Annotated in this window: 16 protein-coding genes and 1 pseudogene; 9 read left to right on the top strand and 8 right to left on the bottom strand. The window is 71.0% G+C overall.

The annotated features are described in order from the left end of the window. Positions 1 to 213: 213 nt before the first annotated feature. Positions 214 to 1512 (top strand): citrate synthase, encoded by a 1299-nt coding sequence (locus OG440_RS23870; protein WP_020131734.1) that lies wholly within the window; start codon positions 214 to 216, stop codon positions 1510 to 1512. A gap of 710 nt (positions 1513 to 2222) precedes the next feature. Here OG440_RS23870 and OG440_RS23875 read toward each other — a convergent pair. From OG440_RS23875 to OG440_RS23885, 3 genes are all read right to left on the bottom strand, one after another. Then, positions 2223 to 4469, bottom strand: a complete 2247-nt coding sequence (locus tag OG440_RS23875; RefSeq protein ID WP_406008824.1) for a heavy metal translocating P-type ATPase — start codon at positions 4467 to 4469, stop codon at positions 2223 to 2225. A gap of 110 nt (positions 4470 to 4579) precedes the next feature. Further along, positions 4580 to 4819, bottom strand: coding sequence for a heavy-metal-associated domain-containing protein (locus OG440_RS23880; protein ID WP_406008825.1), 240 nt, complete (start codon positions 4817 to 4819; stop codon positions 4580 to 4582). Positions 4820 to 4972: 153 nt separating this feature from the next. After that, entirely contained in the window at positions 4973 to 5644 is a 672-nt protein-coding gene (locus tag OG440_RS23885) for a TetR/AcrR family transcriptional regulator (RefSeq protein ID WP_406008826.1), read from the bottom strand. Between the two features lie 141 nt (positions 5645 to 5785). Here OG440_RS23885 and OG440_RS23890 point away from each other — a divergent pair, with 141 nt between their 5' ends. Both OG440_RS23890 and OG440_RS23895 read left to right on the top strand, forming a co-directional pair. Next, the gene (locus OG440_RS23890; RefSeq protein ID WP_406008827.1) at positions 5786 to 8038 is read left to right on the top strand and encodes an MMPL family transporter; all 2253 of its coding nucleotides are present in this window, start codon (positions 5786 to 5788) and stop codon (positions 8036 to 8038) included. 61 nt (positions 8039 to 8099) lie between these two features. Further along, positions 8100 to 9143 carry a zinc-dependent alcohol dehydrogenase family protein gene (locus OG440_RS23895; RefSeq protein ID WP_406008828.1) on the top strand — a complete coding sequence of 348 codons (1044 nt, stop codon included), beginning with the start codon at positions 8100 to 8102 and terminating at the stop codon, positions 9141 to 9143. Here OG440_RS23895 and OG440_RS23900 read toward each other — a convergent pair. From OG440_RS23900 to OG440_RS23915, 4 genes are all read right to left on the bottom strand, one after another. Further along, positions 9124 to 9687, bottom strand: a complete 564-nt coding sequence (locus tag OG440_RS23900; RefSeq protein WP_406008829.1) for a GNAT family N-acetyltransferase — start codon at positions 9685 to 9687, stop codon at positions 9124 to 9126. The two genes, OG440_RS23895 and OG440_RS23900, sit on opposite strands and share 20 nt — an antisense overlap. Positions 9688 to 9745: 58 nt before the next feature. Beyond that, positions 9746 to 9946: a helix-turn-helix transcriptional regulator gene (locus OG440_RS23905; protein WP_406008830.1), complete on the bottom strand. Its 201-nt coding sequence runs from the start codon at positions 9944 to 9946 to the stop codon at positions 9746 to 9748. A gap of 464 nt (positions 9947 to 10410) precedes the next feature. Next, the gene (locus OG440_RS23910; RefSeq protein ID WP_406011438.1) at positions 10411 to 11244 is read right to left on the bottom strand and encodes a helix-turn-helix domain-containing protein; all 834 of its coding nucleotides are present in this window, start codon (positions 11242 to 11244) and stop codon (positions 10411 to 10413) included. Positions 11245 to 11504: 260 nt separating this feature from the next. Beyond that, the gene (locus tag OG440_RS23915; RefSeq protein ID WP_406008831.1) at positions 11505 to 12431 is read right to left on the bottom strand and encodes a sugar phosphate isomerase/epimerase family protein; all 927 of its coding nucleotides are present in this window, start codon (positions 12429 to 12431) and stop codon (positions 11505 to 11507) included. A gap of 165 nt (positions 12432 to 12596) precedes the next feature. On the opposite strand from OG440_RS23915, the gene iolC reads away from it, so the two are divergent. The 5 genes from iolC to mmsA are packed head-to-tail and all read left to right on the top strand — an operon-like array spanning position 12597 to position 18678. Further along, a complete protein-coding gene (gene iolC / locus OG440_RS23920) occupies positions 12597 to 13547 on the top strand; it encodes a 5-dehydro-2-deoxygluconokinase (protein WP_406008832.1) in 951 nt (316 codons plus the stop codon). Further along, positions 13544 to 14428, top strand: a complete 885-nt coding sequence (locus tag OG440_RS23925; protein WP_406008833.1) for a deoxyribose-phosphate aldolase — start codon at positions 13544 to 13546, stop codon at positions 14426 to 14428. Before iolC ends, OG440_RS23925 begins: the two co-directional genes overlap by 4 nt. Positions 14429 to 14435: 7 nt before the next feature. After that, positions 14436 to 15272 carry a 5-deoxy-glucuronate isomerase gene (iolB, locus tag OG440_RS23930; protein ID WP_406008834.1) on the top strand — a complete coding sequence of 279 codons (837 nt, stop codon included), beginning with the start codon at positions 14436 to 14438 and terminating at the stop codon, positions 15270 to 15272. Beyond that, on the top strand, positions 15269 to 17161 hold the full coding sequence (gene iolD, locus OG440_RS23935) for a 3D-(3,5/4)-trihydroxycyclohexane-1,2-dione acylhydrolase (decyclizing) (protein ID WP_406008835.1): 1893 nt from the start codon (positions 15269 to 15271) through the stop codon (positions 17159 to 17161). The genes iolB and iolD overlap by 4 nt, the downstream gene beginning before the upstream one ends. 14 nt (positions 17162 to 17175) lie before the next feature. Continuing rightward, entirely contained in the window at positions 17176 to 18678 is a 1503-nt protein-coding gene (gene mmsA / locus OG440_RS23940; protein ID WP_406008836.1) for a CoA-acylating methylmalonate-semialdehyde dehydrogenase, read from the top strand. A 48-nt stretch (positions 18679 to 18726) separates the two neighbouring features. Here the strand turns inward: mmsA and OG440_RS23945 are convergent, their stop codons facing one another. After that, the gene (locus OG440_RS23945) at positions 18727 to 19563 is read right to left on the bottom strand and encodes a hypothetical protein (protein WP_406008837.1); all 837 of its coding nucleotides are present in this window, start codon (positions 19561 to 19563) and stop codon (positions 18727 to 18729) included. Positions 19564 to 19895: 332 nt separating this feature from the next. Here OG440_RS23945 and OG440_RS23950 point away from each other — a divergent pair. Next, a pseudogene (locus OG440_RS23950) lies at positions 19896 to 21293 on the top strand (APC family permease). Positions 21294 to 21386: the final 93 nt, after the last annotated feature.

Consider the following 21386-nt stretch of genomic DNA (forward strand, 5'->3'; position numbering starts at 1 on the left):
CATCACAAAAAATGATCGATCAAATGAGTCGTGAAGGTCACAGAGCACTTCCCCCGGCGTGACGTAGGCGGCAGGATGAGCTGGTTGGCGGCACTGAGTGCCGCCGATAAGCCCAATGGTCGACCCCGAGTGCACTTTCGTGCGCCAAATGGGGGATGGTAGAGACAGTCAGGGCAACCTCGAAGAAGAGGCACAACGTCGGTGAGGGATGACGTGAGCGAGCACACCAACAACGCTGTAGTACTGCGGTTCGGCGATGGCGAGTACACCTACCCGGTGATCGACAGCACCGTCGGCGACAAGGGCTTCGACATCGGGAAGCTTCGCGCCCAGACCGGTCTGGTGACCCTGGACAGCGGCTACGGCAATACCGCCGCCTATAAATCCGCCATCACCTACCTTGACGGCGAGCAGGGCATCCTCCGGTACCGGGGCTACCCGATCGAGCAGCTGGCCGAGCGGTCGACCTTCCTGGAGGTCGCCTACCTGCTCATCAACGGCGAACTGCCGACCGTCGACGAGCTGTCCGTCTTCAAGAGCGACATCACCCAGCACACGCTGCTGCACGAGGACGTCAAGAACTTCTACCGCGGCTTCCCGCGCGACGCCCACCCGATGGCCATGCTGTCGTCGGTGGTCTCCGCGCTGTCCACGTTCTACCAGGACAGCCACAACCCGTTCGACGAGAAGCAGCGCAACCTCTCCACGATCCGGCTGCTCGCCAAGCTTCCGACGATCGCGGCGTACGCCTACAAGAAGTCGATCGGTCACCCGTTCGTCTACCCGCGCAACGACCTCGGCTACGTCGAGAACTTCCTGCGCATGACGTTCTCGGTGCCGGCGCAGGAGTACGAGCTCGACCCGGTCGTCGTCTCCGCCCTCGACAAGCTGCTGATCCTGCACGCGGACCACGAGCAGAACTGCTCGACGTCCACGGTCCGCCTCGTCGGCTCCTCGCAGGCGAACATGTTCGCGTCGATCTCGGCCGGCATCTCCGCCCTGTGGGGCCCGCTGCACGGCGGCGCCAACCAGTCCGTGTTGGAGATGCTCGAGGGCATCCAGGCCAACGGCGGCGACGTCGACTCCTTCATCCGCAAGGTGAAGAACAAGGAGGACGGCGTCCGCCTGATGGGCTTCGGCCACCGGGTGTACAAGTCCTTCGACCCGCGCGCGAAGATCATCAAGGCGGCGGCGCACGACGTCCTCTCGGCCCTCGGCAAGTCCGACGAGCTGCTGGACATCGCGCTGAAGCTGGAGGAGCACGCGCTCTCCGACGACTACTTCGTCTCGCGCAACCTCTACCCGAACGTCGACTTCTACACCGGCCTGATCTACCGGGCCATGGGCTTCCCGACCGAGATGTTCACGGTCCTGTTCGCCCTGGGACGCCTCCCGGGCTGGATCGCCCAGTGGCACGAGATGATCAAGGAGCCCGGCTCCCGCATCGGCCGCCCGCGCCAGATCTACACGGGCGTCGTCGAGCGCGACTTCGTTCCCGTCGAGGAGCGCTGACACCTGCCGGTGGGGGCGCCGCGACCGGCGTCCCGCCACTGGTGGATTTCCTGACTGCCCGGGGCCGATGTCCCGGGCAGTGGTGTGTGCGGGCCCCGGCAGGCATACGCGCGGGCGGCAGGCGGCGTAGACGGGGGCGGACGGGCGTAGACGCCGGGCGGGCATACGGAAGGCGCCCCGGCGCCAGTCCCCCCACGGGCCGACGACCAGGGCGCCTTCCCATGTCCCGGTGCGGATTCCCCCCACGGGATCCGGCCGGGCGTTGTGAGAACAGCGCCTGAATTCGCTGTTGGTAACCATCTTCGGTTGTTCGAACGGCGGTTGAGCAGAACGAGCAGAACTCGCCCCACCGCCGTCATGTGCGATCTGCCGGGACAGCGCACGCTGGGAGGGCCGCTCAAAGCTTCCCGGTGTACGTGCCCCGGCAACGCATCTCTGAGGAAGTCCCCCAAGACATCCCCAGATGTCGGGTCACGCCCCCCAAGACGTTTCCCGACATCGTCAACTTAGACCTTCGAACCCCTTCGATGGTTACGTTCACATCACTGTGATCTGTGTCTCTTGCATATGTCCGTTAGATGCGCAAGAGACCGGATACGGCGATCGGGGCCCAAGCGTAAGGATGATGCGCGAGCCTTGTGAAGAGCTTATGTGAGGCTCGCGCAGGACTCCAGGGGTGTTGCTGATCGGCAACGTGCTACTCGGCGGTATTACTTGAAGGCGCGCAGCCGCAGGCTGTTCGTCACGACGAACACCGACGAGAACGCCATCGCGGCCCCCGCGATCATCGGGTTCAGCAGCCCGGCGGCGGCCAGCGGCAGCGCGGCCACGTTGTAGCCGAAGGCCCACACCAGATTGCCCTTGATCGTCGTCAGGGTCCGCCGGGACAGCCGGATGGCGTCCGCGGCCACCCGCAGATCCCCGCGCACCAGCGTCAGGTCGCTCGCCTCGATCGCCGCGTCCGTGCCCGTCCCCATGGCCAGTCCCAGATCGGCGGTGGCGAGCGCGGCCGCGTCGTTGACACCGTCCCCGACCATCGCGACGACCCGCCCCTCCTCCTGGAGGCGCCGTACGACGTCGACCTTGTCCTCGGGCAGCACCTCGGCGATCACCCGGTCGATCCCGACCGATTCCGCGACCGCCTCCGCGACGGCCCGGTTGTCCCCGGTCAGCAGCACCGGCGTGAGCCCCAGCGCGCGCAGCTCGCGCACCGCCTCGGCGCTGGTCTCCTTCACCGCGTCCGCCACGGCGAGCACCCCGCGCGCCACGCCGTCCCACCCCACGACGACGGCCGTACGGCCGCCTCGCTCGGCCTCCTCCTTCGCCCGGGCCACCTCGTCGGGAACCGCCTCGAAGAGCCGCCCCACGGCCACCTCACGGCCCTCCACCAGCCCGCGCACTCCACGGCCGGGCACGTTCTCGAACCGCTCGGCCGCGGGCAGTTCCCCGACCCGCTCCTCGGCACCCGCGGCCACCGCCCTGGCGACCGGGTGCTCGGAGGCGTGCTCCAGGGCGCCCGCGAGCCGCAGCAGCTGCCGCTCGTCGGTCCCGTCGGCCACGTACACGCCCTGAAGGGTCATCCGGCCGGTGGTGACGGTCCCGGTCTTGTCGAGGACGACGGTGTCGACGCGGCGCGTGGACTCCAGGACCTCGGGGCCCTTGATGAGGATGCCCAGCTGGGCGCCGCGCCCGGTGCCGACCATGAGCGCGGTCGGCGTGGCGAGCCCGAGCGCGCACGGGCAGGCGATGATCAGGACCGCGACGGCGGCCGTGAACGCGGCGACGGTGTCACCCGTCGCGGCGAGCCAGCCGCCGAAGGTGGCCACGGCGATCAGCAGTACGGCCGGCACGAAGATCCCGGAGATCCGGTCGGCCAGCCGCTGCACCTCGGCCTTGCCGGTCTGCGCGGCCTCGACCAGCTGCGCCATCCGCGCGAGCCGGGTGTCCGCGCCGATCCGGGTGGCCTCCACGACCAGCCGGCCGCCGGCGTTCACGGTCGCGCCCGTGACGGTGTCACCGGGTCCCACGTCCACCGGCACCGACTCTCCGGTCAGCATCGAGGCGTCCACGGCCGACGTGCCCCGCACGACCGTCCCGTCGGTGGCGACCTTCTCCCCGGGCCGTACGACGAACCGGTCCCCGACGGCCAGCAGGTCGACCGGGATCCGCACCTCCCCGCCGTCCCGCAGCACGGCCACGTCCTTCGCCCCCAGCTCCATCAGCGCCCGCAGCGCCGCCCCCGCCCGCCGCTTGGAGCGGGCCTCCAGGTACCGGCCCAGCAGGATGAAGGCGGTGACGCCGGCGGCGACCTCCAGGTAGATCGTGGAGGCGCCGTCCGCGCGGGAGACGGTGAGCTCGAACGGGTGCCGCATGCCGGGCATGCCCGCGTCACCGAAGAACAGCGCCCACAGCGACCAGCCGAGCGCGGCCAGCGTGCCGACCGAGACCAGCGTGTCCATGGTGGCCGCGCCGTGCCGCAGGTTCGTCCAGGCGGCCTTGTGCAGCGGGCCGCCGCCCCAGACGACCACGGGCGCGGCGAGCGTCAGCGAGAGCCACTGCCAGTTGTCGAACTGGAGCGAGGGGACCATCGCGAGCAGGACGACGGGCGCGGCCAGCAGGACGCTGACCGCGAGCCGGTGACGCAGGTCCGCGAGTTCGGGGTCCCGGGCGGCGTCCTCCTGAACCGGCTCCGGCGCCGCGGGCGCGGGTTCCTCGGCCGTGTACCCGGTCTTCACCACGGTCGCGATCAGTTCGGAGACCTCGGTCCCGGCCGGATGGCTGATCTTCGCCCGCTCCGTCGCGTAGTTGACCGACGCGACGACGCCGTCCATGCGGTTGAGCTTCTTCTCGACGCGGGCCGCGCACGAGGCACAGGTCATCCCGCCGATGAGCAGCTCGGTCTCGGCGGTCGGCGCGGGCGGTTCGGCTATCGGGGTTTCCGTCGTGGTGCTGGTCATGTCCGTGCTCCAGGAAGCGGACCAGGCCGTACGGCACCAGTATCAGCTGGTCGGCACGGCCCGGTAAGTGGAGGAGAGGTGTCGAGGAGGGGTGATGACGCGCGGGTGCCTCAGGCCTGGCCGGCCAGCTCGAAGCCGGCCTCGTCGACGGCGGCCCGTACGGCCTCCTCGTCGAGCGCGGCGGCGGAGACGACCGTGACCTCACCGGTGGAGGCGACGGCCTTCACCGAGGTGACCCCGGCGAGTTCGGAGAGCTCCCCGGAGACGGCACCCTCGCAGTGGCCGCAGCTCATGCCGCTCACCTTGTAGACGGTGGTGACGGAGCCCGGGGTGTCGGTGTGAGCGGTCATGTCGTTCTCCTCGTGGAGGCAGGTGGGGCGGGCGGGGCCGCGAGAGGTCTCCCGTTGTCCGAGACTATACCCCTAGGGGGTATGAATCAAAGATGGGGACCCGCCGCGCGGCGGTGGTGCGGGTGCTTCCTGCGGAGGGGGCGGGTACCCCGGCTACGGGGTCGCAGTGGTCCCGGCGCCGCCGCGCTCGGCGCGACCCAGCCGGTCGCCCACCAGCGGCTCCAGATAGCGGATCAGTACGTGCTTCAGCTCCCGCACGTACGCGTCGCGCTCGGCGCCCTCGTGGCCCAGGACCAGTTCCAGGCCCGCCTTGTACAGGCCCAGGCACATGTGCGCGGTGCGGGCGAGGTCCGCGGGGGGCGAGTCGGGGAGCAGGGAGGAGAGCAGACCCTCGATGCGGGCGAGCAGGGTGGCGTGCAGCGCGTCGTGCTCCTCGGCGATGCGGCCGGGGATGTCGGGCCCGTGCATCAGGGCGAAGAACACCGGATGGTCGCAGTTGAAGGCGATGAACCGGTCCACGGCCGCGCCGACGGCCTCCTCGAGCCGGGTCGCGGGGTCGACCGGGGCGAGTGCCTCGCCGTAGGTGTCGCGCATCTCGTGCATGAGACGGTCGCCCAGCTCGATCGCGATCGCTTCCTTGTTGGGGAAGAACTGGTAGAGCGTGCCCGGTGAGACGCCCGCCTCGCGGGCGATGGCGTTGGTGCTCGCGGCGGTGTAGCCGGTCGTGCAGAAGACGTTGGCAGCGGCCTCGAGCAGCTGCGCGATGCGCCGCTCGCCACGCGCCTGACGGCGGCGCGGCTGTTCCTTCTCCTGGCTCTCGGCCACGCGTTTTCCCCAGCTTTCCCGAACTTCATTGACAAACGCGAGTGGTCGCTCGCATTCTGGGCCCAGGAACGCGAGCGATCTCTCGTGTTTGCCATTTTACGGTTTTCGCGACTGCTTGCAGGGTGAAGGGGACACCGCACGATGACCGAAGTCAACAGCCCACCCCGTCCCGGAGGCTGGACCCGCTTCGTGACCGCCCGGCCCGGGCTCTCGCTGCTCGCGGCCCTGGTCCTCACCGTGCTCGCGGTGCTGGCCGGCAGCGGGGTCGCCGAGCGGCTGGGCAGCGGTGGCTGGGAGGATCCGGCCGCGCAGTCCACGTACGCCACCAAGGCCCTGGAGCGTGAGTTCCCCGGCTCCCAGCCCAATCTCCTGCTGCTGGTCGACGCGGGCAAGGCCTCCGTGGACGACCCGGCGGTCGTCGCCGAGGCGAACCGGCTCACCGCGAGCCTGGCCGCCGAGAAGGGCGTCGTCGGCGTCGGCTCCTACTGGCGCCCCGAAGCGTCGGGGGCGGGCTCCGCCCTGCGCGCGCAGGACGGCCACGAGGCGCTGATAGCCGCCCGCATCACGGGCGACGAGAAGGCGATGGGAGAGACCCTCGACCGCATCGCCCCCGCTCTGCGCGGCACGCACGGGCCCGTCCGGGTCAAGATCGGCGGCGGTGTCGCCGTACGGCACGAGATGCAGACCATCATCCAGGAGGACCTGACCCGCGCCGAGGTGATCGCGCTGCCGATCACGCTGGTGCTGCTGGTGATGGTCTTCGGCAGCGCGGTCGCCGCCCTGCTGCCGCTCGGCATCGGCATCGTCGCGATCCTCGGCACCAACGCCGTCCTCAGCGGCCTCACCCGGTTCACCGACGTCTCCATCTTCGCGATGAACCTCACCACGGCCCTGGGCCTGGGCCTCGCCATCGACTACGCCCTGTTCATCGTCCGCCGTTTCCGTGAGGAACTCGCCTCCGGCGCGGATCCGACGACGGCCATCGGCACTACCCTGCGCACGGCCGGTCGTACGGTGCTGTTCTCCGCGCTCACCGTCGCGGTGTCCCTGGCGGCGATGCTCCTCTTCCCCCAGTACTTCCTGCGCTCCTTCGCCTACGCCGGCATGGCCGTCGTCGTGCTGGCCGCCGCGGCCGCCCTGATCCTGCTCCCGGCGGCGCTGGTCCTGCTGGGCGACCGGGTCAACTCCCTCGACCTGCGCCGTCCGTTCCGCCGGGGCCGGTCCGCGGCGGCGTCCGGCGGGGAGCACGGCGAGCGAAGCGGCGCCGAGGACGGCAGGGCCTGGGGCCGGATGGCGAACCTGGTCATGCGCCGGGCCCCCTTCTTCGCCCTCGCCACCACGGCCGCCCTCGTCCTCCTCGGACTGCCCTTCCTGGGCGTGCGGTTCGGCACGGCGGACGACCGTCAGCTGCCCTCCTCGGCCGAGTCCCACGTCGTGCAGCAGCACATCAGGGACGGCTTCCCGGGCAGCCCCGGCGGTGGCCTCGAAGTGCTCGCCGAGGGCAGCGCGACCCAGGCCGAGTACGCCGCCTACAAGGAGCGCGTGGCGGCGCTGCCGGAAGTGGCCCGGGTCGAGGGCCCGTTGGTGAACGGCGACTCGGCGTACTTCACGGTGCTGCCCAAGGGCGAGGCCGTCGGCGACGACGCGCAGAACCTGGTGGGCGACCTGCGCGCCACAGCCGCCCCCTTCGAGACCAGGGTGACCGGCACGGCCGCCGTCCTGGTCGACTCCCAGCACGCGATCGGCGCCCGACTCCCCTGGGCGGCCGCCTTCATAGCGATCGTCACCCTGCTCCTGGTCTTCCTGCTGACCGGCAGCGTGCTGATCCCGCTCCAGGCGGTGCTGCTCAACGCGCTCAGCCTGACGGCGATGTTCGGCGCGGTGGTCTGGGTCTTCCAGGACGGCCACCTCTCCGGCCTGCTCGGCTTCACCAGCCCCGGATCCATAGAGACCACCCTCCCGGTCCTGATGTTCTGCGTGGCCTTCGGCCTCTCGATGGACTACGGCGTGTTCCTGCTCTCCCGCATCAAGGAGGAGTACGACCGCACCGGCGACCACGAGGGGGCGGTCGCCCTGGGCCTGCGGCGTACCGGCGGCCTGATCACGGCGGCGGCGGTCATCCTGGCGGTGGTGATGGTCGCGATCGGCACCTCGCGCGTCACCAACACCAAGATGCTCGGCCTGGGCATCGCCCTGGCGGTCCTGATGGACGCGATGGTGGTGCGCAGCCTCCTGGTCCCGGCCATCATGCGCCTCACCGGCACGGCCACCTGGTGGGCGCCGGCACCGCTGCGCGGATTCCACCGTCGCTTCGGACTGAGCGAGGGCGACGCCGCACCGCTACCGGCGGCGGAAGAGGAGGAGGAACGGGACAAGGTGGGCACGCCCGGCTGACCCCCGCCGTCTAACCTTCGCGGAGATCTCCGGGGCGCCCCGGACGACGGACGGAGTGGGTATGCGGGCTGTGGTGTTCGAGCGGTTCGGGGAGCCGGCCGAGGTGCGCGAGGTGGCCGATCCCCGGCCGGCCCCGCACGGAGTGACCGTGCGCGTCGAGGCCACCGGCCTGTGCCGCAGCGACTGGCACGGCTGGATGGGCCACGACCCGGACATCACCCTGCCGCACGTGCCCGGTCACGAACTCGCCGGTGTCGTACACGAGGCCGGCGACCGGGTCACCAGGTGGCGGGCGGGTGACCGGGTCACCGTCCCCTTCGTGTGCGGCTGCGGCAGCTGCCCGTCCTGCGCGGCCGGCGACCACCAGGTGTGCGAGCGGCAGACCCAGCCCGGCTTCACGCACCGGGGCTCCTTCGCCCAGTACGTGGCCTTGGACCACGCCGACGTGAACCTGGTCGCGATCCCCGACGACCTGTCGTACGCCACCGCGGCCTCCCTCGGCTGCCGGTTCGCCACGGCGTTCCGGGCGGTGGTGCAGCAGGGCCGGGTCGCGGCGGGGGAGTGGGTGGCGGTGCACGGCTGCGGAGGCGTGGGCCTCTCGGCGGTGATGATCGCGGCGGCGAGCGGCGCCCGGGTGGTGGCGGTGGACGTCTCCCCGAAGGCCCTGGACCTGGCCCGGGAGTTCGGCGCGGTGGAGTGCGTGGACGCGCGAGGAGTGCCGGACACGGCGGCGGCGGTCCTGGAGCTGACCGGGGGAGGCGCCCACCTCTCCCTCGACGCGCTCGGTTCCCCCGTCACCAGCGCCGCGTCGGTGAACGGGCTGCGCCGCCGTGGCCGGCACGTCCAGGTCGGCCTGCTCCCCTCGGCGGACGGCACGACCCCCGTCCCGCTGGCCCGCGCCATCGCCCTGGAACTGGAGATCCTGGGCAGTCACGGGATGGCCGCGCACACCTACCCGCAGATGCTGGAGCTGGTCCGCACCGGGGCGGTGCGTCCCGACCTCCTGGTGACGTCGACCATCACCCTGGACCAGACCCCGGCCGCCCTGTCCGCGCTGGGCACCGCACCCGGCGCGGGGGTGACGGTCATCCGTCCATGGGCCTGAGCGCGGCCCACTCCCGGTCCAGGATCGCCATGAGCACCTCGTCCACCCACACCCCGTTGCGCAGCGCGGCCTCCCGCCGCACCCCCTCGACCACGAACCCGGCCTTCTCGTAGACGCGGCGGGCTCGCTCGTTGTCGCCGTACAGCTCCAGCTGGACGCGGTGCAGACCCAGTCGCTCGAAGCCGTGGCCGACGATGAGCCGGGTCGCCTCGCTGCCGAGCCCGCGGCCCCGGCCCCGGGGTCCGATCAGGGTGCGGAAGGTGCAGCTGCGGGCGTCCGGATCGAACTCGTGCAGGACGACCTCGCCCACGAGTTCGCCGGTCGCGGCGTCTGTGACGGCGAGGTCCAGCCGGTCGGGCTGCTCGGCGCGGGAGCCGTACCAGGAACGCACCCGCTCCCGGGTGAGGTCGCTGTTCGGCGGGAAGGTGAAGCGGATGACCTCGGGGTCGCCGATGATCTCCCACATGGTGTCGGCGTCGGCCTCGGTGAAGGGCCGCAGGACGGTCTTCGACCCATGGAGCAAGGGCTTGACGGAGAAGTTCACCCGCAGCACTGTGCCCCACGCGGCCATGGGGCACAGCCCGTTTTTCCTCGACGCCGGGTCAGTCCAGAGCGCGTCCCCGGTTGCCCGGGCGGGAGGCGACCCAGGCGTGCACGGTGGCGGCGTACCAGAAGGGCTTGCCGCCCTCGACGTGGTCCGGCGGAGGCAGCAGCCCGTGCTTGCGGTAGGACCGTACGGTGTCCGGCTGCACCTTGATGTGCGCCGCGATCTCCTTGTACGACCAGAGCCTTCGGTCGGTCATGAGTTGCACCTCCCTGCGCGCGCGGGGGTCGGCGGCCGGGAGGCCGCCCGGGGGAGCCCGGCGCTGCGCTGGCGATCACCAAGCCTGTGCCCCGTGAACGACACCAGGTGACCGTGCGGAAGCGGCTGTTGACGGCGTGTGACGCAAGACCCGCGTATACGCGACATGCGTGACAGAAAAGGGGAGTTTGTGACAGAGGTGAAGCAAAGAGATCCATGGGGCCCACGGGAGGGGCGCGTTGACAACGGCCCCGCGACCGCCGCCATCCTGCGACGCCGCCCGCGACCGCCGCCATCCCGCGACCGCCGACAGGAGCCGGGCCGGGCCCGCTGCGACGGGCCCGAACCCGTTCCCGCTCCCCGCCATCCCCCCGGAACGACCGAACGGCCCACGTGCCCGGAGCGCTCCAAGCACCCGGAACGGCCGGAAATCGCCGGATCAACTGGCAGACCCCCAGCCTGTATTCAGCCAATGCGGCGGGTCTTGGAAAAATGCGCACCCGGTCCGGACCAACCCTCCGGGCGGCTCGGCAGAACCAGGCTCGTCGCCTCCCCGCTCAGCCGGTCCGCGGCCGGCGACACCTGTGCCGGAAGACGCCTGGCCTGCGTGAACTCCCTCGGCGTGCACCCCGTCATCGCCTTGAACTCGCCGCTGAGATGCGCCTGGTCGTAGAAACCGCAGAGGGCGGCGGTCTCTGCGGCGCTCCGTCCCTCCGCCAGCAGACGACGGGCCCGTTGCAGCCGCAGCACCCGGGCCGCCGCCTTGGGGCCGAGCCCGATCTGCTCACGGAACCGGTTCTCCAGGTGCCGTACGCTCCAGCCGACCTCCTCGGCCAGCCGGGGCACCGGTATCGCGCCGCTCGCCCGCACCAGCAGCGACCAGGCCCGTGCCACCCGCTCCGAACTCGGCGTCCCCGCCTCCCGCCACCGGATGAGGACCTCGTCGAGCAGCCCGAACCGGTCCGCCCAGCCGGGCAACGCGGCCAACGCGCCGGCGAGTTCACGAAGGGGCGAGCCCAGGGAGTGCGGCAGCTCGTCGGGGTCGACGGTGCGGTTGACGAGCTCGTGCTGGGGCGTACCGAAAAGGGGGAACGCGGCCCAGGGCGCCATGAGCACCTCGATGCCCGAAAAGCGCCCGCCGTGCTCCCCGACGGCGGGCGTGGTCGTGGGCCCGCAGTACACGGACACCAGCGTGTCCGGCACCCGCCCCGCCCGCGAGATCCGCACGGGCTGCTCGAACCCCAGCAACAGGGTCGAGGCCCCGATGGGCGCCTCCAGCCGTCGCCGGGGCCGCGTCAGGGCGAGCCGGATCCCGCGATAGCTCAACACGCCGGGCCGTAAACGGGGATGGGGCCCACCGAGGGCGAACTCCCAGGACCCTGCGGGGCCTTGTCCAGACCGGGTGCGTATCGCGCTCGCAGTCATGGGCCCCCATGCTACGAGCGGTCACCGCGGTTACCTAGGGGCGCGGGGAACTGCGCGACCCGGCACGGATCACCTGTGCTCGCCGACGAACAGAACCCGGCACCCCGACAGGCGTCCCGCCACCCGCCGGAGGGCTACGCCCCGCACGACCGGAGGAACGCCCGCGTACGCTGCGCGATGGGCAGCGGAGCGTCGGGCGCGCACGGATACATGTCCTGCTCGACGATCGCGAAGAGATCGACATCCAGCTTCCGCGCCGCTTCCAGCACAGGCCCCAGCGCGGGCACGCCGGTCGGCGGCTCGCACATCACGCCCCGCGCGACCGCCGGCCCGAACGGCACCTGTTTGGCCCGCACGTCCGCGAGGATCTCGGGGTCGACCTGCTTGAGGTGCAGGTACCCGATCCGCTCGCCGTAGGTCTCGATCAGTTTCACGCTGTCGCCGCCGCAGTAGGCGTAGTGCCCGGTGTCCAGGCACAGCGACACCAGGTCGGAGTCGGTGCCGTCCAGGAAGCGGACGACGTTCTCCTCGCTGTCGATGTGGGTGTCGGCGTGCGGGTGGACGACGATGTCGAGGCCGTACCGTTCCCGCACCTCCTTGCCGAGCCGTTCGGTCAGCGAGGTGAGGTTGCGCCACTGCTCGGGGGTGAGGGTGTCCGGCTCCAGCACGTCGCCGGTCTTGTCGTCCCGCCAGAAGGAGGGGATGACGACCAGATGCTTCGCGCCCATCGCCTGGGCGAGCACCGCGTTGTCCGCGACGTGCGCCCAGGTCTTCTCCCAGACGGCCTCGCCGTGGTGCAGGCCGGTGAAGACCGTGCCCGCCGACACCTTCAGGCCACGCTTGGCCGTCTCCTCGGTGAGGACTGCGGGATCGGTCGGCAGGTACCCGTAGGGGCCGAGCTCGATCCACTCGTAGCCGGACTGCGCGACCTCGTCGAGGAAGCGCTGCCAGGGGACCTGGGCGGGATCGTCCGGGAACCAGACGCCCCAGCTGTCGGGGGCTGAACCGACACGGATGCGGGATACACCGGAAACTGGTGACTGAGGTGACAACGACGTCATGGGCGTCAGCGTGCTGTCTCACCGAAGGGGGTGTCAAGGGCTGGTCCGAATGTCTGGACAAAACATTGACAGGGCCCGCCGTCCGGGGCTACAAAGCCGTGAGAGCCGATACGGGGACGTGCCACGAGCGGTCTCACGGGGACGAGCCGATACGAAGGGAACTCGATGGCGTACGACCTGATCACCATGGGGCGGATAGGGGTGGACCTCTATCCGCTACAGACGGGCGTCCCACTCCCGCAGGTCACGTCCTTCGGGAAGTTCCTGGGGGGATCGGCGACCAATGTCGCGGTCGCCGCCGCCCGCCTCGGCCGCGAGACGGCGGTGATCTCCCGCACCGGTGACGACCCCTTCGGCACCTATCTGCACGAGGCCCTGCGCGGTTTCGGCGTCGACGACCGCTGGGTCACCGCCGTGCCCGGGTTGCCGACGCCCGTCACCTTCTGCGAGGTCTTCCCGCCGGACGACTTCCCGCTGTACTTCTACCGGCAGCCCAAGGCGCCGGACCTGGAGATCGACGCCCACGAACTCGACCTCGACGCCATCCGCGAGACCCGCGTCTTCTGGGTCACCGGCACCGGTCTGAGCGAGGAGCCCAGCCGTACGGCGACCCTCGCCGCCCTGGCCCACCGGGACAAGGCCGGCACCACGGTCTTCGACCTCGACTGGCGCCCGATGTTCTGGAGCAACCCCGACACCGCCCGCCCGTTCTATGTCGAGGCCCTCAAGCACGCCACCGTCGCCGTGGGCAACCTCGACGAGGTGGAGGTCGCCACCGGAGTGCGCGAACCCCAGGCGGCGGCGCAGGCGCTGCTGGACGCCGGCGTCGAACTCGCGGTGGTCAAACAGGGCCCCAAGGGCGTCCTCGCCGTCAACAGCAAGGGCGAGACCGCCGAGGTACCGCCGCTGCCGGTGAGCGTTCTGAACGGCCTCGGGGCCGGTGACGCCTTCGGCGGTTCCCTCTGCCACGGTCTGCTCGCGGGCTGGGACCTGGAGAAGACCATGCGTCACGCCAACGCCGCGGGCGCCATCGTCGCCTCCCGGCTGGAGTGCTCCTCCGCGATGCCGACACCGGACGAAGTGGAAGCCGCGATCACGGCGGGGGCCGTCCTGTGACGAGCGTCGACATCTCCGAACTCGTCCGCCTGCGCGCACGGCATCCCGAGGCGATCGCCGAGGCGGCCGCCCGCCGCCCGCGCAGACCGCTGCTGGGCGACTCCGGCCGGCTGATGATCGTCGCCGCCGACCACCCCGCCCGGGGCGCACTCGGCGTGGGCGGCGACAAGCTGGCCATGGCCAACCGGGCCGGTCTGCTCGAGCGCCTGTGTCTGGCCCTGTCCCGGCCCGGCGTCGACGGCGTCCTCGCGACCGCCGACATCCTGGACGACCTGCTCCTCCTGGGCGCCCTCGACCACAAGGTCGTCATGGGCTCGCTGAACCGCGGCGGCCTGCAGGGGTCGGTCTTCGAGCTCGACGACCGCTTCACCGGTCACCGCCCCGAGGACATCGAGCGGTTCGGCTTCGACGCGGGCAAGCTGCTGGTGCGCATCGACCACGACGACCCGGGCTCGCTCACCACCCTGGAGTCCACGGCCCGCGCCATCGACGACATGGCGGCGCGCAGGCTCCCCCTGTTCGTCGAGCCGTTCATCAGCCGCCGCACCCCCGACGGCAAGGTCCGCAACGACCTCTCCGCCGAGGCCGTCACCAGGTCGATCGCCATCGCCTCGGGCCTCGGCGGCACCTCGGCCTACACCTGGCTGAAGCTCCCGGTCACCGACAACCCCGACGACATGGCCGAGGTCATGCAGACGTCCACGCTGCCCGCCGTCCTGCTGGGCGGCGAGGTCGGCGACGACCAGGACGGCGCGTACGAGAAGTGGCGCGGCGCGCTCCAGCTCCCCACCGTCCGCGGCCTGGTGGTCGGCCGTTCGCTGCTCTACCCGCCGGACGGGGATGTCGCCGCCGCCGTGGACACCGCCGTAGGACTGCTGTGAGGGCCGCATGACGAACACCGAGCCGCACCACGACCTGTACATCCCGCACGGCACCACCACCGGCGCCGGCTACACCCTCGACATCGATCCCGAGCGGGCCGGCTGGGGCTACTGCGGCCTGCGGATCGTCGAGCTGGAGCCGGGCGGCACGCACCACTTCACCACCGGTGACAGTGAGTGGATCGTCCTTCCGCTGGCAGGCGGATGTACCGTGCGAACAGCCGATGAAGAGTTCCAACTCCTGGGCAGGGAGAGCGTTTTCGCGTCGGTAACCGACTTCGCGTACGTTCCCCGTGACGCCCGGGTCCAGATCGCCTCCGGCGCGGGAGGCCGCTTCGCCCTGGCAGGAGCGAAGTGCGAGCGACAACTCCCCGCCCGCTACGGCCCCGCGCCGGAGGTCCCCGTCGAAGAGCGCGGCAGCGGCAACTGCGCCCGTCTGGTGCGCAACTTCGCCTCCGCCGACGCCTTCGACTGCGACAAGCTGATCGCCGTCGAGGTGATCACCCCCGGCGGCAACTGGTCCTCGTACCCGCCGCACAAGCACGACGAGCACCGGCCGGGCGAGGAGGCCGAACTCGAGGAGATCTACTACTTCGAGATCGACGGCCCGAACGGTTTCGGCTACCAGCGCGTATCCCCTTCACGCGAAGGCGGATCCGACGTCCTCGCGGAGGTCCGCTCCGGCGACGCCGTGCTCGTCCCCGACGGCTGGCACGGCCCGGCCATCGCCCAGCCCGGCCACGCCATGTACTACCTGAACGTCATGGCGGGACCGGGCGAGACACGGGAGTGGCGGATCTGCTTCCACCCGGACCACGTAGAGAGCACAGGGGGTTACCGATGACGGCGCAGACCTCGACGACGAGGCTGACGGTCGCCCAGGCACTCGTCCGCTTCCTCGCCGCCCAGTACACGGAGCGCGACGGCGTACGGCAGCGGCTGATCGGCGCGACCTGGGGCATCTTCGGCCACGGCAACGTGGCCGGCCTCGGCCAGGCGCTGGTCGAGTACGGCGACGACATGCCGTTCCACCAGGGCCGCAACGAGCAGTCGATGGTCCACGCGGCCGTCGGCTACGCCCGCCAGTCGAACCGCCTGTCCACCCACGCGGTGACGACGTCGATCGGCCCCGGCGCGACCAACCTGGTCACCGGCGCCGCCCTGGCGACCGTCAACCACCTCCCGGTCCTCCTGCTGCCCGGCGACACCTTCGCGACCCGCGTCGCCGACCCGGTGCTCCAGCAGCTCGAGGTCCCGCACGCGGGTGACGTGTCCGTCAACGACGCCCTGCGTCCGGTGTCGAGGTACTTCGACCGCGTCACCCGCCCCGAGGCCCTGATCCCGGCGGCCCTCCAGGCGATGCGCGTCCTCACCGACCCGGTGGAGACGGGCGCGGTCACCCTCGCGTTGCCCCAGGACGTCCAGGCCGAGGCCTACGACTGGCCCGACGCGTTCTTCGCCGAGCGCACCTGGGCGGTACGCCGTCCGGGCGCCGACCCGGCCGAACTCGCGGAGGCGGTCCGCGCGATCCGGGCGGCCCGCCGCCCGCTGATCGTCGCCGGCGGCGGGGTCCACCACAGCCGCGCGGAGGAGGCGCTCGCCGAGTTCGCCGGGGCCACCGGCATCCCGGTCGCCTCCACCCAGGCCGGCAAGGGCTCGCTGCGCTACGACCACCCCCAGGACGTGGGCGGCGTGGGCCACACCGGCACGGCGACGGCGGACGAACTCGCCCGCACGGCGGACCTGGTGATCGGCGTGGGCACCCGCTACACGGACTTCACCACCGCCTCGAACACCCTGTTCGCGGCCGACGGCGTCCGCTTCCTCAACCTCAACATCGCGTCCTACGACGGCCACAAGCTCGCCGGTCTGCCGCTCGTCGCGGACGCCCGCAGCGGCCTCGGCGAGCTGACCGCGGCCCTCGGGACGCACGGCCACCGGGTCTCCGACGCCTACGTCACCGAGTACTCCGAGGACAAGGAGCGCTGGGAGCAGCGCGTCGACGCCTGCTACGAGGCCGAGGAGCCGGACGTACGGCCGACGCAGCCGCAGGTGCTCGGCGCCCTCGACGCCCTCGCCGACGAATCGGACGTGATCATCAACGCGGCCGGCTCACTCCCCGGTGACCTGCACAAACTGTGGCGGGCACGCTCGCGGGACCAGTACCACCTGGAGTACGGCTACTCCTGCATGGGCTACGAGATCCCGGCCGCCATCGGGGTGAAGCTGGCCGCTCCCGAACGCAACGTCTGGGCACTGGTCGGCGACGGCACGTACCTGATGATGCCGACGGAGATCGTGACGGCCGTGCAGGAGGGGATCGCGATCAAGATCCTGCTCGTGCAGAACCACGGCTACGCGTCGATCGGCGGTCTGTCGGAGTCGGTGGGCGGCGAGCGGTTCGGCACCGCGTACCGCTACACCGCGGACGACGGCACCTTCACCGGGGCCCCGCTGCCCGTCGACCTGGCCGCCAACGTGGCCAGCCTCGGCATGCGGGTGCTGCGCGCGAAGACCGTCCGCGAACTGCGCGAGGCCCTCGCCGAGGCGCGCCGCGCCGACACTCCCACTTGTGTCTACGTCGAGACGGAAACGGCCGACACTGTGTCGGGCCCGCCGCCGGCGCAGGCCTGGTGGGATGTACCTGTGGCCGAGACCGCGACCCGACCGTCCGCGGTGAAGGCACGTGAGCTGTACGAACGGCACGTCTCCACCCGACGCCGCCATCTGTGAAGGAGTACTCGGTCATGACGAAGATCGTCAACCACTGGATCGGCGGCAAGACCGTCGAAGGCGAGTCGGGCACGTACGGGCCGGTCACCGACCCGGCGACCGGCGCCGTCACCACGAAGGTCGCGTTCGCCTCCGTCGACGAGGTCGACGCCGCGGTCGCCGCCGCAAAGGACGCCTACGCCGGCTGGGGCACCTCGTCCCTCGCCAAGCGGACCACGATCCTGTTCAAGTTCCGTGCGCTGCTGGACGCGCACCGGGACGAGATCGCCGAGCTGATCACCGCCGAGCACGGCAAGGTGCACAGCGACGCGCTGGGCGAGGTCGCGCGCGGTCTGGAGATCGTGGACCTGGCGTGCGGGATCACCGTGCAGCTGAAGGGCGAGCTGTCGACCGAGGTGGCCAGCCGCGTGGACGTGTCGTCCATCCGGCAGCCGCTGGGTGTCGTCGCGGGCATCACGCCGTTCAACTTCCCGGCGATGGTGCCGATGTGGATGTTCCCGATCGCCATCGCGACCGGCAACACCTTCGTCCTCAAGCCGTCGGAGAAGGACCCGTCGGCGTCCCTCAGGATCGCCGAGCTGCTCGCCGAGGCGGGCCTGCCGGACGGCGTCTTCAACGTCGTCAACGGTGACAAGGTGGCCGTGGACAGGCTGCTGGAGCACCCGGACGTCAAGGCCGTGTCCTTCGTCGGCTCGACCCCGATCGCCCGCTACATCCACACCACCGCCTCGGCGAACGGCAAGCGCGTCCAGGCCCTGGGCGGGGCCAAGAACCACATGCTGGTGCTGCCGGACGCCGACCTCGACGCGGCGGCGGACGCGGCCGTGTCGGCGGCCTACGGCTCGGCGGGCGAGCGCTGCATGGCGATCTCCGCGGTCGTGGCCGTCGGCGCGATCGGCGACGAGCTGGTGGAGAAGATCCGCGAGCGCGCCGAGAAGATCAAGATCGGCCCGGGCAACGACCCCACCTCCGAGATGGGCCCGCTCATCACGAAGGTCCACCGCGACAAGGTGGCGTCCTACGTCACGGGCGCGGCGGCCGAGGGCGCCGAGGTCGTCCTGGACGGCTCCGGCTTCACCGTCGAGGGCTTCGAGGACGGTCACTGGATCGGCATCTCGCTGCTGGACAAGGTCCCCACCACCGCGAAGGCCTACCGGGACGAGATCTTCGGCCCGGTGCTGACCGTCCTGCGGGTGGACACCTACGAGGAGGGCCTGGCCCTCATCAACGCGTCCCCGTTCGGCAACGGCACGGCGATCTTCACCCGGGACGGCGGTGCGGCCCGCCGCTTCCAGCTCGAGGTCGAGGCCGGCATGGTCGGCGTGAACGTCCCGATCCCGGTCCCCGTCGGCTACCACAGCTTCGGCGGCTGGAAGGACTCGCTCTTCGGCGACCACCACATCTACGGCAACGACGGCACCCACTTCTACACCCGCGGCAAGGTCGTCACCACCCGCTGGCCCGACCCGGCCGACGGCCCGGGCGGCGTGGACCTGGGCTTCCCCCGCAACCACTGAGGCCCGCACGCGCCCTGTCCCCACGCGAGGGGGCAGGGCGCGTTCGTGTCACAGTGCGGCGCCGGCGTCCTTGATCGCCTCGGTGAGGTCGCCGGTCTGCGCGGCCGGCGGGGCCTCGACCGGGGCCGTCTCGCCGAACTTCTCGAAGTCCATGGTCACCTTCATGGTGCCGATCTCCTGGATCATGCGGACCGGCAGGTCCTTGGCCCCGACCCAGACATCCATGGTGATCGAGGTCGCGCCGCCGGTGAGCGAGCCGAAGAGGCTGTCCTGGTTGCCGTAGGCCTCCTTGTACTTGCCCATGCTCTTCTGGTCGACGACGGCCCGGTAGTGGGTCGCGGTCTTGCCGTTCACCGTCTCCGAACCCAGGTCCTCGACGTCGTCGGCGTACTTCAGGCCCTTCATGGACGCCGACGGGCTGCCGCCGCCGCTGCCGCTGAGCGCCTGCGCGCCCTGGCGGCCGAAGACGGCCGAGCCGTCGATCTTCATCCACTCCTTGCCCTCGAGCGGGCCCGCGGCCTGCGGGTCGACGTCGTAGTAGTACGCGCCGTCCACGAAGAGCATGCGCATCTGCGGATCGTCCTGCAGCTGCTGCATCTGCGCGGCCGCGGTGTCCATCAGGACGTCGAAGGCGAACCCCTCGCCCCAGGAGTAGGTGCCCTCCATGGCGACCGGGGCGCCGGCGCCCATGGACGTGCTCATCCTGACCTGCGCCGAGCCCACCTGCTCGGTCCGGTCGGTCGCCCTGCCGAGCGCCGCCATGATCGCGTCGGTGGCGTCCACGGCCTTGGCCGTCCCCTCGGCGGTCTGGTTGCCACACCCGGCCGTCGTGATCAGCGCCGCCGCTGTGACCGCCGTCCAGGCCGCCGCGTACTTCGGCTTCATGAGTCCCCACCCCTGTGCTTCGTCTGTGATCCCCGAACCCTGACGGGACACAGTGACACGTCCGTATACCGAACGTCGCCCCACTTTTTTGCCGGCCGCCCTGCGGTTCCCGCACGCCCCAAGCATGCGGAACCGTCCGCCGAAACTGCCATATCCGTGATTCCGAGCCGCACTTCGCAACGGATTCCGTAGGTGAACACCTATTGACGCATCGGTTTCCGTCGGGATTCCATGCAGCCGCCGGGAGCGGACGAACGACGTACGACCAATGCCGCCGGAGGCGATAGCGCTCCCGCCCTCACCCCGCCGCACGAGTCGATCGGAATGGCCGCATGACCGACACGCTCCGCCCTGTCGAGACCGCCCTCCCTCAGGAGCCCGACAGTCCCCAAAAGCTCAAGCGCTCCATCGGAGTCGTCGGCGGCACCCTCCTCACCCTCTCCTGCGTCACCCCCGCCTCCACCCTCTTCGTCGTCGTGCCGGACCTCTTCGGCTCGCTCGGCACCGCGACCGCCCTCACGATCGCGATCGGCTCACTGCTCTGTATCGCCGTCGCGTTCTGCTACTCGGAGCTGGGCACCCTCATCCCCAGCGCGGGCGGCGAGTACGCCATGGTGTCGACGCTGGCCGGGCGGCTCGCCGGCTGGCTGGTCTTCGTCCTCTCCCTGCTCGTCGTCATGATCGTCCCGCCGGTGATCGCGATGGGCACGGCCGACTACCTGGCCCCGGTCGTCCATCTCGACCCCTCGTTCGCGGGCGCGGCCGTCATGCTGCTCGCCACCCTCGCCGGCCTGCTCGACCTGCGCGCCAACGCCTGGATCACCGGCGTCTTCCTGGTCCTGGAGGTCATCGCGGCGGCCGTCGTCGCGGTGCTGGGCTTCGCCCACGGCCACCGCGGCGCGAGCAGCCTCGTCTCGATGCAGGTCGCCGGCGCCGACGGCCACACCGACACCGTCACCGCCATGCTCGTCGTCTCCGGCCTCGCCATCGCCCTCTTCGTCACCCAGGGCTTCTCGACCGCCGTCTACCTCTCCGAGGAGCTGGAGAACCCGCGCCGCAACGTCGCCCGCACGGTGCTCGCCACCCTCGCCATCTCCACCGTGATCATCCTGGTCCCGGTCGTCGCCATCACCTTCGGCGCCTCCGACCTCACCGAGCTCACCGGCGGCGATCTCAGCGGCATGGTCACCGCCTGGTCCAACTCGGCCGTCGGCACCTTCGTCAGCCTCTGCGTGGCGCTCGCGATCATCAACGCCGGCATCGTGATGGTCATCCAGAACTCCCGCGTCCTGTTCGCCTCCGCCCGCGACAAGGCCTGGCCCCAGCCCGTCAACACGGTCTTCGCCAAGCTCGGCCGGTTCGGCTCCCCCTGGGTCGCCACCCTCGCCGTCGGCATCCCCGGCGCGCTGCTCTGCTTCGTGAACCTGGACACCCTGTACGGCGTCACCGGGGTCTCCGTGACCGGCATGTACCTGCTCGTCGCGGTCGCCGCCCTGCTCTCCCGGCGCGGTCACCACCGGCACGCCCAGGCCTGGCGCCAGCCCCTGTAGCCCGCGCTGCCGATTGCGCTGATCGTCGTCCTCGGCTACATCCTCACCCGGCAGGAGACGTCCTATCTCCTGTGGACCGGCGGCATCACCGCCGCCGCCACCCTCTACTGGGCCCTCTACCTCCGCCCCCGCCGCGACACCCGCTGGCTGGTGTCGATCCCGGACGACGCGAAGGCCTGACACATACCGCGCCCGGTGTACGCGGGCCCCTCTCCGTACGCCCCCGGGAGGGTGCCGAGTTCGGTCCACGGTCGACAACTCCACGACAGGTTG

It is taken from the genome of Streptomyces sp. NBC_00637 (assembly GCF_045161545.1).
Lineage (GTDB): Bacteria > Actinomycetota > Actinomycetes > Streptomycetales > Streptomycetaceae > Streptomyces.

Bases quoted from the DNA above. Each gene is read 5' to 3' on its own strand.
- OG440_RS23875 (WP_406008824.1), bottom strand. From the start codon at position 4,469: ATGACCAGCACCACGACGGAAACCCCGATAGCCGAACCGCCCGCGCCG.
- OG440_RS23880 (WP_406008825.1), bottom strand. From the start codon at position 4,819: ATGACCGCTCACACCGACACCCCGGGCTCCGTCACCACCGTCTACAAG.
- OG440_RS23890 (WP_406008827.1), top strand. From the start codon at position 5,786: ATGACCGAAGTCAACAGCCCACCCCGTCCCGGAGGCTGGACCCGCTTC.
- OG440_RS23895 (WP_406008828.1), top strand. From the start codon at position 8,100: ATGCGGGCTGTGGTGTTCGAGCGGTTCGGGGAGCCGGCCGAGGTGCGC.
- OG440_RS23905 (WP_406008830.1), bottom strand. From the start codon at position 9,946: ATGACCGACCGAAGGCTCTGGTCGTACAAGGAGATCGCGGCGCACATC.
- OG440_RS23915 (WP_406008831.1), bottom strand. From the start codon at position 12,431: ATGACGTCGTTGTCACCTCAGTCACCAGTTTCCGGTGTATCCCGCATC.
- iolC (WP_406008832.1), top strand. From the start codon at position 12,597: ATGGCGTACGACCTGATCACCATGGGGCGGATAGGGGTGGACCTCTAT.
- iolB (WP_406008834.1), top strand. From the start codon at position 14,436: ATGACGAACACCGAGCCGCACCACGACCTGTACATCCCGCACGGCACC.
- iolD (WP_406008835.1), top strand. From the start codon at position 15,269: ATGACGGCGCAGACCTCGACGACGAGGCTGACGGTCGCCCAGGCACTC.
- mmsA (WP_406008836.1), top strand. From the start codon at position 17,176: ATGACGAAGATCGTCAACCACTGGATCGGCGGCAAGACCGTCGAAGGC.
- OG440_RS23945 (WP_406008837.1), bottom strand. From the start codon at position 19,563: ATGAAGCCGAAGTACGCGGCGGCCTGGACGGCGGTCACAGCGGCGGCG.